At 43.9% G+C, this 12408-nt stretch carries 13 protein-coding genes; 9 read left to right on the forward strand and 4 right to left on the reverse strand.

What is annotated here, in order from left to right:
* Positions 1-25: 25 nt before the first annotated feature.
* Positions 26-502 (forward strand): DUF2947 domain-containing protein, encoded by a 477-nt coding sequence (locus tag GY843_RS09725; RefSeq protein WP_297309012.1) that lies wholly within the window; start codon positions 26-28, stop codon positions 500-502.
* Between the two features lie 9 nt (positions 503-511).
* Here the strand turns inward: GY843_RS09725 and GY843_RS09730 are convergent, their stop codons facing one another.
* Entirely contained in the window at positions 512-1090 is a 579-nt protein-coding gene (locus GY843_RS09730; RefSeq protein WP_297309014.1) for a DNA-J related domain-containing protein, read from the reverse strand.
* 458 nt (positions 1091-1548) lie between these two features.
* Here GY843_RS09730 and GY843_RS09735 point away from each other — a divergent pair, with 458 nt between their 5' ends.
* A complete protein-coding gene (locus GY843_RS09735) occupies positions 1549-2319 on the forward strand; it encodes a LuxR C-terminal-related transcriptional regulator (protein WP_297309097.1) in 771 nt (256 codons plus the stop codon).
* A gap of 57 nt (positions 2320-2376) precedes the next feature.
* On the opposite strand, the gene GY843_RS09740 is transcribed toward GY843_RS09735, so the two are convergent.
* Complete coding sequence (locus tag GY843_RS09740; RefSeq protein ID WP_297309016.1) at positions 2377-2649, reverse strand: hypothetical protein; 273 nt, start codon at positions 2647-2649, stop codon at positions 2377-2379.
* Between the two features lie 270 nt (positions 2650-2919).
* On the opposite strand from GY843_RS09740, the gene GY843_RS09745 reads away from it, so the two are divergent.
* The 5 genes from GY843_RS09745 (at position 2920) to GY843_RS09765 (ending at position 7807) form a co-directional block, all read left to right on the forward strand.
* On the forward strand, positions 2920-3405 hold the full coding sequence (locus GY843_RS09745; protein WP_297309018.1) for a peptidylprolyl isomerase: 486 nt from the start codon (positions 2920-2922) through the stop codon (positions 3403-3405).
* A gap of 142 nt (positions 3406-3547) precedes the next feature.
* The gene (locus tag GY843_RS09750) at positions 3548-3853 is read left to right on the forward strand and encodes a hypothetical protein (protein ID WP_297309019.1); all 306 of its coding nucleotides are present in this window, start codon (positions 3548-3550) and stop codon (positions 3851-3853) included.
* 82 nt (positions 3854-3935) lie between these two features.
* Entirely contained in the window at positions 3936-4856 is a 921-nt protein-coding gene (locus GY843_RS09755; protein WP_297309021.1) for a MoxR family ATPase, read from the forward strand.
* Between the two features lie 171 nt (positions 4857-5027).
* The gene (locus GY843_RS09760) at positions 5028-5843 is read left to right on the forward strand and encodes a DUF58 domain-containing protein (protein WP_297309022.1); all 816 of its coding nucleotides are present in this window, start codon (positions 5028-5030) and stop codon (positions 5841-5843) included.
* Positions 5840-7807, forward strand: a complete 1968-nt coding sequence (locus tag GY843_RS09765) for a DUF3488 and transglutaminase-like domain-containing protein (RefSeq protein WP_297309023.1) — start codon at positions 5840-5842, stop codon at positions 7805-7807. Before GY843_RS09760 ends, GY843_RS09765 begins: the two co-directional genes overlap by 4 nt.
* 14 nt (positions 7808-7821) lie before the next feature.
* Here the strand turns inward: GY843_RS09765 and GY843_RS09770 are convergent, their stop codons facing one another.
* Positions 7822-8406, reverse strand: coding sequence for a uracil-DNA glycosylase family protein (locus GY843_RS09770; RefSeq protein ID WP_297309024.1), 585 nt, complete (start codon positions 8404-8406; stop codon positions 7822-7824).
* A 74-nt stretch (positions 8407-8480) separates the two neighbouring features.
* Here GY843_RS09770 and GY843_RS09775 point away from each other — a divergent pair, with 74 nt between their 5' ends.
* Together GY843_RS09775 and GY843_RS09780 are read left to right on the forward strand one after the other, a co-directional pair.
* On the forward strand, positions 8481-9182 hold the full coding sequence (locus tag GY843_RS09775) for a M48 family metallopeptidase (protein ID WP_297309026.1): 702 nt from the start codon (positions 8481-8483) through the stop codon (positions 9180-9182).
* Positions 9183-9348: 166 nt separating this feature from the next.
* The gene (locus tag GY843_RS09780; protein WP_297309028.1) at positions 9349-11145 is read left to right on the forward strand and encodes a methyl-accepting chemotaxis protein; all 1797 of its coding nucleotides are present in this window, start codon (positions 9349-9351) and stop codon (positions 11143-11145) included.
* Positions 11146-11271: 126 nt separating this feature from the next.
* Here GY843_RS09780 and GY843_RS09785 read toward each other — a convergent pair whose 3' ends face one another.
* Positions 11272-12066 carry a response regulator gene (locus GY843_RS09785; RefSeq protein ID WP_297309029.1) on the reverse strand — a complete coding sequence of 265 codons (795 nt, stop codon included), beginning with the start codon at positions 12064-12066 and terminating at the stop codon, positions 11272-11274.
* Between the last annotated feature and the right edge of the window lie 342 nt (positions 12067-12408).

Below are 12408 nucleotides of genomic sequence, written 5' to 3' on the forward strand. Positions count from 1 at the left end.
AGCTTGATAGAGACAACCAGAGTTTATGAATTACCTACCCCTAGCTGAGTACACCAAAGCATGGATCTTCCGCCACAAGGATCTACCTATACCACAGGAGGATCTTGATCTGATCAAACCCTTAACGGAGAAAAGGGCAGAGCAGATCTGGGGGGAACATATCAGTAGGGGAGCTTCTCACCCAGAATTTTTTGCTGAGAATGATTGGGCTGCAAATGATTCCAACTGGCTGGAAAAAGATTTATGGCAGTCTGCCTGGGATTCAAATAAGGATGATCTACCAGAACTGATCGAAGAATACCTCAAGGATTGGGATGACAATATCACGATATTTTTTTGCTACCAGTGTGATCATATTATTGAAACTAAGTGGAAAGTATTTCGTAAGCACTGGAAAAACTTTCTATTCTTCGACAATGGTCCTGTTCTTATTGGTCGTAAGCGCAAACAAGCAGTTCAGTTTTTTGATGATGGTTCCTTCCGCCTGGGAGTGCGACCTTAATCAATCACCTTATTTAAGGTTTTCATACGCGGCACGAACCTGAATAAACAGTTCAACGTCGCCGCCTTTATCCGGATGGTGTAGGGCTGCCAGCTCTTTATATCGTTGTTTAATCTCACTTGAGGTTGCATCACAGCTTAGGTCTAGCATAGCTAATGCGCTATCTCTCTGATCTAGTTTGTGAAAGTGTTGCCAGAATGCAGTGAGCAGTTCCTCCACCGTTTCTTCTGTAGCCTGATAGTAATTATCCCATTCCAGGTAGTACTCTTTTAACTTCTGGTTACTGGAATTATCTGTGAGTTCATTTGAGATGCTGTTTCTTTCAGAAGGCGGTTCCAACTGAATCCATACTGATGTGATATTCAGAAAACGTCCTTGTTCCTTCCAGTATTTTTCCTGTAATCGATAAAGTCCGTTCATTGTCAGGAAATGTTTTTTGAACAGCTCTAGATTCCCATCTTCGGCTATTGAACCGATCAGCGGATTGCATGTGACAAGATGTTGGATCAGATCATACTCTTTAAATCCGAGAGGATTCATGTCGATATAGGCATGAATATCTTGTAATAACCGTTCTAGTTTTAACATGTTTTTTGTTTGAAATGTACGTTTAGAAGCAAGCTCGTCTATACTATTAGAGGTAGCTGGCGAGAATACAAAAGCCTTTGTTTGAGTAAGGTTAATTAGCCTGTTTTTTACACTTAAGTTTATAAAGTATGCATTGTATCAGAGTAAAATGCTTGGGTATTTTTACCCAGAAAATAGTCTTCAGCCCCCATAAATTAGAGTTTTCGGCTAATTGTCAGACAAATACATGAGCCAAGACTGAAAATAGGTCGATATACTATATTTTTTGGTACTTCTTGCTTGCTGTAATAGTTCTATCATTACCTTATCACTAGGGGATATTACTAATATCCCTGAATATACGGCCTGTTATTTCGAGCTGCTTAGATTATTATTTTGTTTGAATGGCTGTTTTATTAGCTGTAAACCTCATGCACTGGCAGGGGTTGTTTTTACGAGGGAGTGTTTTAGTGAAAGATATGGAAGGAGTTCTTCTTCAACTAAAACAGCAGCAGTTTTCTCAAGAAACATCTGTTCTAGCTTTAGAATGTAATTGGGAACATCTGCTACAGGAAATACAAGACCTATTATCTCAGTTGGGTTTCGTATCTTATTCTTATTCTGTTATCAAAAGAGGTCTTCTTAACACAAGTGTTGAGAGTGACGGACAAAGAGGCAAAGATGTTGACATCCAAGGCACGCTCCCAGCGTCTTTGGTCGATACCTACAATCGCGATATTTCTCACAACGATCCTCTTTGGGATGTGCTGCCAAGTATTACATCGCCTCTGCTAATTAATAGTTCCTCAACTGCGTATAGTCCTTTTTCTGAAAAATTCTGGAAAAGACACGGGATTTCTTCACGCGTGTATATACCGATGCCAGGACGTAATAGCACGTACTGGTTCCACTATTTTGGTCTGTACCATGAGATGCCAGCAGATGAATTCACGGTTTACTTTTCTAAGATAAGCGAATGGCTGGTTCCAATCCTGATCCGCTACCATGAGGTGCTACAGGTAGTGAGTGAGGCGGAGCAAAACCCTTATCTGAAAAAGCAGCCGCTATCGCCTACTTGCTTGCAAGTTATGAAAATGACAGCTCAGGGAATGCCGGTTAAAAGCATTGCAGATGAACTAGCGTTGACCGAAGAAGGGATCACTTACCACATAACACGTGCTAAACGAATTTTTGGTGCCCGTAATAAAACCCAGCTTGTCGGTATGATGTACGAGATAGGGTTGCTTTAATACTGAAGTTGGTTGGGGTGAGTACTAATTAGGGAAGGTACTATCAGCATCCATTGGTTACGAATGCTGATAGTGCATGCAGTCCTGATTGGGAAGAGTTGTTTCAGGTTTCGAATCGTCATTGCTATATGTAGTGGTTTGAGTCTCCGAAGGCTGTTTCATATCACCACCACTGATGATTTCCCATTCATTGTTGTGTTTGTGTAGATAGGCATAACAACAACAGCATTTGTACAGTTCACTACCTTTCAGTTCACTAATTTTTTTCAGCGCTGAGTGAGGTTTATGATGCAGAACAAGGTCATAACAAAGTGTACATGCATTTTCCATTTTCAATTCCTCCATGAGCTTAGCTCTTTCATGGGCTTAAAATTAGCACAGAAGTATTCATTTGGGTTTAAGAAAAATTCCTAATTTTCGGTTTTTAGCCAAATTTAGTGCTCACTTTGTTGAAAAGTTGATGCTCGATAAGCATTGGAAGCAGGCTTACCTTAGCTGTATGATAAATGCCTTAGATTAATCAGGGCTGAAAATGCTATCTATTTGCTTATTAGTTCTGTGCTGAATATCCTTAATTTCCCCTACATGAGTATCCTTAATATGCAGATCGCAGAAAACCTCGTTGCGCTAATCCACTACAAGCTTAAAGACGAGCAGGGCAACTTACTAGACTCCTCTGAGGGCCAGGAACCTCTTCCTTTTTTGTGTGGTGCGCACAATATTGTAGAAGGTCTGGAAAAAGCGTTAATCGGTAAAACCGTTGGCGACAAGCTGGATGTCGTGGTTAAGCCTGAAGAGGGTTACGGTGAGATCCGGGCTGAACTGGTTCAAAAAGTTGCCCGTGAAAATTTTCAGGGTATTGATGATATTGAGGTTGGTATGCAGTTTATGGCTGAAGCGCCTTGGGGCCAGCAGCCAGTTACAGTGACGGCTGTCGAAGATGATGGTGTTATGCTTGATGGCAACCATCCGCTGGCGGGACAAACTCTGCAATTTAGTGTTGAAGTCACTGAGGTTCGTGAAGCCACAGATGACGAGATCGCACACGGCCATGTTCATGGTGAAGGTTGCGACCACGATCATTGATCCTTTTTCATAATTAAACCCGGCCTTAGCCGGGTTTTTTATGCGCTTAAACCCCTTCTAACTGGCAGCCTAATACTGTAAATCGTGATTTTTTAGCTAAGCTTAATCGATAGGGCTTTCTAGAGAAGAGGGTGGTCGATTTATGGATATTGACGAGTTAACTGATCTGCATCTTCAGCATCATATTAATGCGGTTAATTTTATCGAATCTGGTAGTGGACCCATGGTGATTGAGGTGGAATTTAGCAGAGGGGGTGATCGGAAAAGGGAGCTGATAAAAGACGATGAAGGTCGAATTATCACCTGCAAAAATATCAAAGAAGGTTATGACATCTGTCTTAAAGCAGGCCTTCATGAGGCGAATCTGGTGCAAATTATCCCAGATGATGAGGTTTGCAGGTCAGAGTTTGCTGACTACCACAAGGAAATTATGCCGTTAAAGTTTTAAGTTAATTAAAATCAACATGTTAAGTGTTATTTACTGATGTTAACTGGCATATTAGTCGGGCAATAGGGTTTAGGAGTGAAGCATGCGCGACAAATTGGACCAGTTAGTTGAAACAGTAGGTGGTGTTTTATACGGGAAAGAGGTCCAGATCAGACAGGCGTTAACCTGTTTGGTGAGTGGTGGACACCTTTTGGTTGAAGACCTGCCGGGGATGGGGAAAACCACCTTGGCCCATGCATTAGCTCAAGTGCTAGGTATGGAATATCAGAGAGTTCAATTTACCAGTGATATGCTTCCAGCAGATATTCTGGGGGCTTCTATTTTCGACTCTAGCCTTGGCCAGTTTGAGTTCCATAAGGGACCAGTATTTACTCAACTGTTACTGGCTGATGAGATCAATCGTACCACCCCTAAAACCCAGAGTGCTCTTTTAGAAGCGATGGAAGAGCGACAGGTAACTGTTGAAGGGCAAACCTATTCTCTACCAGATCCTTTCTTTGTGATCGCTACACAAAACCCAGTATCACAATATGGTACGTTTCCTCTTCCAGAATCTCAGCTAGACCGTTTTCTGATGCGGGTGCAGCTGGGTTATCCCTCTCATGAAGCTGAGAGAGAATTACTGGTGGGAGGTGATGCGCGCCAGAAAATATCGGATCTTCCCGTGTGCCTGAGCCTTTCAGAACTTGTTGAGCTTCAACAAGTCTGCCAGAGCGTCTCTGCATCAGACAGTTTGCTGGACTACCTGCAGCGATTGGTGAAATTCAGCCGTGAATCGAGTGATTTTGAATACGGCATATCTCCAAGGGGTAGCTTGGCGTTGTTGAATACAGCTAAGACCTGGGCGTATATGCAGGGGCGTGATTACGTTGTGCCCGAAGATATTCAGGTACTTCTGGGGCCAGTATTCGGTCACCGGCTACGTTCAGCAGAAGATTATGCTGAACATGGAGGTATGGCATTAATCCGCAAACTTCTTGGCGAAGTCGACGTTGTGGGTTAGCTGATGCTTAGCTCGATTACCGAACCTTTTGTTCATCGTTTTCAAAAGTGGGCTTCCAGAAGGCGGCCCAAAGGAAAATTGATTGAGCTTACCCAGAAGAGAATTTACATCTTCCCCACTGCCGCTGGCTGGGCGTTTCTTTCTTTGTGTCTAGTTATGCTGCTGGTTGCAATGAACTACCAGAATAACCTTATCTATGCGGTAGCTTTTTTGCTGATTTCTCTGGGCGTTATGACCATACATTACACCTTTCTCAATCTCTCAGGCTTAAGAGTAAAAGTGGTCAAAGGCTATAACTGTTACAGCGGAGATATGGCTGATTTCCTTCTGCAGGTGGATAGCGTTAGTAAACGCAGCTACGAAGGTGTGCAATTGGGCTGGAAAGGGCAACCAGAAGAGCAGGTTAATCTGGACAGTAACCAAACTCAGAATGTTCATCTCAATGCCCGTACCGGACTAAGAGGAAGGTTTTCACCTGGACTTCTCAAAATTGAGACCCGCTACCCGTTTGGTTTATTGCGAGCGTGGTCGTGGTTAGAACCTGAAATAGAGATTTTAGTCTACCCGAAACCGAGCAAAGGGCGTCAGCCTGTATTTAGCGGGCATGAAGGGGAGGGAGATCACCCTGGGTCTGACGATAGTGGTGATGACTTTTCTGGTCTTGATGAATATCAGCCTGGGGCTTCAACAAAACGCATCGCCTGGAAACAATATGCGCAGGGGCGGGGCTTATTTATCAAAAGTTATATTGGAAACCGGGATAGAAGGCTGTGGCTAAACTGGGAACAGTGGCCAGAGTTGAGCGTTGAGCAGAAGTTATCGGTTATCTGTTATTGGGCCCAGCAATTTGAGCATCAGAGTATAGAATACGGCCTGGCGCTTCCTGACTTAGTTTTATCCCCTGATCGAGGTCCTGCCCATCTTGAGAAGGTTTTAATTGCCTTGGCAAAATTCCCCTCTTCTCATTTAAGTGGGAAGCGATCATGAAAGCTGAGCAACTTACTCGTACCTCTTTATTGTGGCAGTTACTCATGGTGGTTACGGTGTTACTACCGCACTTGGGCCATCTACCTGTCTGGGTACCTTTCTTGACCGTTATCTGTCTGGGTTGGCGTTTAATGGTGTATATGGGGCGCTGGTCATTTCCCCATTGGGCTGTCCGTGCTGCATTAGTGATGATCACTGCCGTTGGTGTATTAATCAGCTATAGGATGGGTGGCGGAATCAGTGTCACGGTCGCCTTGCTGGTGGTAGGTTTTGGGCTTAAAACACTGGAGATGTATAAGAGAAGGGATGCTCTTGTCGTTATCTATGTTGCTTATCTGGTTATCGCGACCTCTTTCCTGTTTAGTCAGTCTGTGTTGATGGCAGTTTATGTCTTTTTGGCACTGTTAATATGTACAACTGCTCTGCTTTCAATCTACAGCACCCGCTTAACGTCATTCTGGAGCCCTTTACGGCGCTGTGCGTTTTTTATGGCTCCAGCGATTCCATTGATGGTAGTACTTTTTATTGTCATGCCTCGTATTGGGCCGTTATGGGAGGTTGGTCTAGATCAGGCAGCAGCCAAAACAGGTTTGGCTGATAACATGTCTCCGGGTGATATTTCCTCTCTGACTCGCTCAGCTGAAGTGGCTTTCAGGGTTGAGTTTGAAGATGGGCCGCCACAACAATCAGAGTTGTATTGGCGTGCCTTGGTTATGAACGACTTTGATGGGCGTACTTGGTTAAACCTGCCGGGTGAGAAATCTGTAGTTTCTGCTGATGAGCAGGTAAGAATCAGCGGTGGCAGGAAGGCTTATGAAATCATTCTTGAGCCCAACCAAGATAAATACATTCCCGTTCTGGAGCAGATAAGCCAGTGGCCCGCAGAGCTCAAGATCAATGAAGATATGACTTTGAAGAGTCTGAGTGATCAGACCTTGAGAAAGCAGTATAAGTTTCAGTCATTACTTAGTGATCGTTACAGCCGTCCACTAAATATCCTTGACCTTAAACGGCAATTGATTTTACCCGAAGGGAATCAGAGAGCCCGTCGTCTGGCGAGACGTTGGTGGCAAGAGAACCCAAACAGGGAAGCGTTTATTGGGCGAATCCTGCAGTATTACAATCAGTCTTTTACATACTCCCTACAGCCACCTCGATTGGGAGATGATGACATAGATCAGTTCTTATTTGAGACGCAAAAAGGGTTTTGTGGACATTTCTCCGGCGCAACCGCTTTCATGTTAAGGACTGTAGGGATTCCTGCCAGAATTGTTGCTGGTTATCAGGGGGGGGAGTGGAATCCTTATGAAGGTTACCTGCTTGTTCGTCAGTATGATGCCCATGCCTGGGTAGAAGCCTGGTTTGAACAGGAGGGATGGGTAAGAATAGACCCCACCGCTTACGTTGCCCCAGAACGAATAGAACGCCCATCTGATGAAACGTTCCGTGGCGACAACCAGTTCCTTGCAGACAGTCCTCTTCTTTCGGCCACTATCAGAAATGATGGTTTACTGTCCCATATTCGATTACGGATGGAGGCTTTCAACTATGGTTGGCACCGCTGGGTTTTGGGCTATCACAACCAGCAAGGAAATTTCCTCAAAGATATCCTGGGTGCTGTTACACCTCTGAGATTGATGCTATTCCTGCTTATACCCTTTGCTGTGATTATCACTTTGACCAGTTTGTTGATTCTTAAAAGGAGTAGAGGGCCTAAGTTAGACCCATGTGATGAAGCCGTCTTCAGGCTTTCACAACAACTGGAGAAACAGGGTCTACAACGTGCTCCTGGTGAGACAGTGGTAAATTATTTCGATCGGGTTTCTTCTGTTCGCAGCGAACTGACCGAATCATTACAGGATTTAGGACGAAACTATGAAGCCATACGTTATGGGCAGGGGGATAACATTGAACAGCGTCAGCGCTTTTTGACGCTCGCTACACGGTGTATGAGACTGGTCTAAGAATCTTCGGCTGTTTAACCCAAAGCTTGTTGAACCCTCTCTCTTAATGCCGGTAAACATTCTTTATAAAACCAGGGGTTTTTCTTTAACCAGATCTGATTCCGTGGTGAAGGGTGCGGCAATGGGAAAAAAATTCCAGGGCATTCTGCGAAGTGCTTAACCCTTTCAGTTAGCGTTTTGTATTGAGCGGTAAGGCCGGACTCCTTCAGGTAATACTGTTGTGAATACTGGCCGATCAAAAGTATCAGCTGTACTTGGGTTAGTTGTTTAAGAATTATATCGTGCCATTGGGGAGCGCATTCGGGGCGAGGAGGCAGATCGCCAGAACGTCCTTTTCCTGGATAGCACAACCCCATGGGCACAATGGATATATTTTCTGAGTTATAAAACGCCTCTTTATCCATCTCTAGCCAATCTCTTAGACGATCGCCGCTGGGGTCATTCCAGGGAATACTGGTTTGATGTACCTTAGTTCCGGGAGCCTGGCCAATAATCAATAGCTTAGATGTAGGGGATATCTGGAAAACGGGGTTCGCACCCAATGGAAGGTGTGGTTCACATAACTTGCACTGCTTAATCTCTTTAATCAACGCTTCCATCTGTTTTCCCAATCAGCTTTTCTCTATAGTCAGCAACCATTCTTAAATTACCCAAGCTCCTTGATCCAGGAACGATGAACACTAGTAATCTTAATCTACCTTACACAATTATTCGTAGCTCAAGACGAAAAACTGCGGCGATCAAAATAAGCGATAAGGGAATAGAGGTCCGCATACCTGCGTGGGTGGATGATGAGTGGGTTGATCAATGGCTTGTAAAGCGTCGATCCTGGATAGAAAAACACTACTTTGAGCAGGCCAAAAATAATGAACGCTTTTGTTTGAATATCAAACAAGGAGCTGCTTTTCCACTGCTTGGTGAAAGCTATGCTCTAAACTGGTGCAAAGATTCAAGAACTTCAGTCTCACTTGATAACAACGTGCTTAAAGTTGTGATCTCCAACCGTTCAAAGAAAGAGATAGAGGAGTGTGTCAGACAAGCGCTTGTCAGGTGGTACAAAGTACAAGCTGAGGAGTTTTTGAAGGAGCGGGTAGACTATTGGCAAATAGTGACAGGTTTGAGTTGTAGCTCTTTGAAAATAAAGGGGTTTAAAAGGCGCTGGGGTAGTTGTAGTGTTGCAGGGGAGGTTTCGCTCAACTGGCGTTTAGTTATGGCTCCACAAGAGCTGATCGATTATGTAGTGATCCATGAACTGGCTCATCTTCGGCATATGAACCATAGTTCTGAGTTCTGGAAGTTGGTAGGAGCTTTCTGCCCCGATTGGAAAAATAGACGTAAAGAACTGAATCAAAGAATTGCATGGGTACTTTGGTAGGGTTTTGTTTGAATAATATGTGATATGTGGTAGTTTTTCTGCTAATTCATAGCCTTATAATGCTATCGACTAGTGGAAATAGACTATGATGTTTTAGAAGGAACGCTATAAAATCCAGCTGAGAAGGGATCTCCAGCTACATTCTATAAGAATAATGAGAGCGAAAATGAGCCTTTATACCAGTGTAGAGAAAGCTATCTTTAACACGCTGACGAAAAAGATTGTCGGTAATGTGTTATTTCTACTCCTGCCCCATGTTGTCCTATTGGTCATTGGTTACTATCACTTCGGAAAGCTGGATGAATATCTGGGGGCAGCATCGCCAGATGCCATTCCAGTAGATATTCTTAAGGAGCACCTTGATTCCTTCTGGCTATATGGATTGCTTACAGTAAGTTTTGCCTTAGTGACGGGTATTCTGACTATCTTCTTTATGCGTCATCTGTTTTTGCGTCCGATAAGCGCGATGACAGGTGTTTTAAAAGCGATTAAGGATAAAGATGGCGATATATCTGCCACCCTGCCTGAATACACACATGATGAGATTTCGGATATGGCAGAGAGCTATAACGGTTTCTCTAAAAGCCTGAAATCGATGATTGCGGAAAGTCGCCGTCGTAGTGTAAGCGTTGCCTTAAGTTCAACTCGTCTGCAGAAAATTCTAATTGAGGCTCAGGGGTCGGCTACTAAACAGGAAGAGCAGGCTCAGAAAGTTTTTCAGTCTAGCCAAGAAGCAACTCAGGCGATTGATAATATCGCAGGTAGTACCCTGCAGATTTCTGAAAATAACTCGAAAAACCTTGAAGAGATTCGTCACTCCAGTACTGAGTTAGGGCGGGTGCAGCAACAAGTAGAGGCGATTCGCCATCAGGTGACAGATTTCCAGGACACTGTGCACCAGCTGGAAAACAACTCCAAGAATATCACTGAGATTCTTGGCATGGTTAAAGACTTCTCTGACCAGACTAACCTACTCGCATTGAACGCTTCAATCGAGGCTGCTCGAGCGGGTGAGGCTGGACGAGGTTTCTCGGTAGTAGCAGATGAAGTTCGTAACCTATCGCAAAAGGTAAGTACTGCGACGAGTGAGATTGATCTTAATATCAGCCAGATGTCCACGTTAGTTGAACGCACGGGCACCAGTGCGGTAACGATCCTAGAATATGTGGGCTCTACCGAAGAATTTATCGGTAGTACCAATGATCAGTTCCATGGCCTGGTTGCCGATTTTGAAGATCTTAACAGCCAATTGAGTAGTATCAGCGCAGCGATTGATGAGCTGGCCTACACTAACCGTGAATCACATAACCACGTAACTGAAATTACTAATATCTCTACAGATATGCATGGTGAGATCGAACAGTCACGTCGTTTCTCTGAAGAGCTGGAGCATTCAACTGAGGAAACTCAGGAGCTGCTATCCCGCTTTATCATCGGATATGGTTCATTCGAGGGGATGATTCAGGCTGGCCGTGGTTGGTCTGTTCGGGTGCAGGATGCATTGGAAGATCTTTCCAACCGTGGATGTAATCTGTTTGATCAGAACTATGTACGTACCAATGAAGGTCAACGCCCTGAGAAGTATGACACCAGCTATGCAGATCAGTATGAAGCAATAATGCGTCCACTGTTTGATAGTTTTACTTCAGAGCGACCAGAATTTATTTATGCTATTGCTGTAGACCGTAATGGGTATGCACCTGCGCATCACACAAAAGTATCTGAGCGTATTACGGGTAACTTTGACGTTGATAATGTTAAGAGTCGTCATCGCCGTATCTTCGCAGGTAACAGGGCGGAGGTAAGACGTGCAAGCTCTACCGCTCCTTTCCTATTGCAGACTTACATCAGGGATACCGGTGAAATCCTTAATGATCTATCGATTCCACTGTATATCAATGGTCAGCACTGGGGAGCTTTGATTATGGGCTTTAGCCCACAGAACCTTCTTGATGATAAGTAGTTCATGTCAAAATAGAAAAAAACGCGGCTTTAGCCGCGTTTTTTATGTCTAACTTTAACCCAGATAAAGAAAAGGCCGCTTAGTTTAAGCGGCCTGATTGTTTGTAACTTCTTGCCTTGTCAGAAGTTAAATATCTGTGACTAACTGCTCAATCAGTTGTTTGATCGTATCGTAAGAAAGTGGTTTATTGCAGATAGCTGATACGCCAGCACTTTGAACAGCCGCCAAACGACTCTCATTCTGTTCACTGGTGACCATAAGGATCGGCACTGTTGGTTGTTCACTGTGGTTGCGGATATGCTCTGTAAGCTCCTGTCCGTCCACATTAGGCATGTTGTAATCAGTGATAATAAGATCAAAGCGATGACCTTCATCGATCAACTGCAGCGCTTCTGAGCCGTCTTTGGCGGATTGTATAGATTCAACTGAAAGTGATTCAAGCATCTGCTGTATGTACTTACGTGACATTGAACTGTCATCTACGATCAGTACATCCAGAGCTTCATAATCGTCGTTCACTGATTCGGATTCAAAGTCACTGATATAGTGAAGCGTGCTTCGCAACGCTGTTCCCATCTCATCCCGGCTAAAAGGTTTTGGCAGAATGGCAATAGCCCCAGCCTGGCGAATAGGTTCAAGGTAACGGTAGTGGGTCTCGGATGAGATTAACAAGAAAGTGACATTCTCCAGTGCTTCCAGTCCCCGCATCTGGGTGACAAGGTCTGTTCCCGTCATATCTGGGAGATGCATGGAGGAGAGTACGAGGTCTGGGGGGCTGGATATCATATGTTCCAGAGCCGGTTTCCCTTCCTCAAACTCTTCTATCTGTTCAATGCCAAAGCTGTTCAGATGGCCTGTAATAATATTTCGCTGAACTTTGGATGGTTCAATAACTGTTACGTAAAGACTGCTTAATTCCATATTCCGGGATCCACAACGCAGGACAACATGAAAAACTCTCTGCTTTTTTCACAGGTATATATATCTTAGATCATGACAGAGAAAAGATTTTCAGAAAAGGAAATAGTTTGTTTTTGATAGATCATTCATCAATGTTGTTTGTTTTGTGAACACTCTGTAACTTTGAGTGTTCAGTATTTGTTCATTTGAATACTGTTTGAATTGATCCTCTTTTACTCTTCATCAACAAATCACTCTTTCGAGCCAGTTCGCCTCTTAGCTCTGGCTCTTCTTTTTGTAGTTTTGTATAGGGTTTACCCTAATATTTGATCTGTATCAGAAAACCCTGATGTTTCAATATCA

Source organism: Neptuniibacter sp., assembly GCF_024231755.1.
GTDB lineage: Bacteria > Pseudomonadota > Gammaproteobacteria > Pseudomonadales > Balneatricaceae > Neptuniibacter.

Coding starts and splice junctions, on each gene's coding strand:
- GY843_RS09780 (WP_297309028.1), top strand. CDS start 9,349: ATGAGCCTTTATACCAGTGTAGAGAAAGCTATCTTTAACACGCTGACG.
- GY843_RS09730 (WP_297309014.1), bottom strand. CDS start 1,090: ATGTTAAAACTAGAACGGTTATTACAAGATATTCATGCCTATATCGAC.
- GY843_RS09735 (WP_297309097.1), top strand. CDS start 1,549: ATGGAAGGAGTTCTTCTTCAACTAAAACAGCAGCAGTTTTCTCAAGAA.
- GY843_RS09745 (WP_297309018.1), top strand. CDS start 2,920: ATGCAGATCGCAGAAAACCTCGTTGCGCTAATCCACTACAAGCTTAAA.
- GY843_RS09770 (WP_297309024.1), bottom strand. CDS start 8,406: ATGGAAGCGTTGATTAAAGAGATTAAGCAGTGCAAGTTATGTGAACCA.
- GY843_RS09740 (WP_297309016.1), bottom strand. CDS start 2,649: ATGGAAAATGCATGTACACTTTGTTATGACCTTGTTCTGCATCATAAA.
- GY843_RS09785 (WP_297309029.1), bottom strand. CDS start 12,066: ATGGAATTAAGCAGTCTTTACGTAACAGTTATTGAACCATCCAAAGTT.
- GY843_RS09750 (WP_297309019.1), top strand. CDS start 3,548: ATGGATATTGACGAGTTAACTGATCTGCATCTTCAGCATCATATTAAT.
- GY843_RS09760 (WP_297309022.1), top strand. CDS start 5,028: ATGAACTACCAGAATAACCTTATCTATGCGGTAGCTTTTTTGCTGATT.
- GY843_RS09725 (WP_297309012.1), top strand. CDS start 26: ATGAATTACCTACCCCTAGCTGAGTACACCAAAGCATGGATCTTCCGC.
- GY843_RS09755 (WP_297309021.1), top strand. CDS start 3,936: ATGCGCGACAAATTGGACCAGTTAGTTGAAACAGTAGGTGGTGTTTTA.
- GY843_RS09775 (WP_297309026.1), top strand. CDS start 8,481: ATGAACACTAGTAATCTTAATCTACCTTACACAATTATTCGTAGCTCA.
- GY843_RS09765 (WP_297309023.1), top strand. CDS start 5,840: ATGAAAGCTGAGCAACTTACTCGTACCTCTTTATTGTGGCAGTTACTC.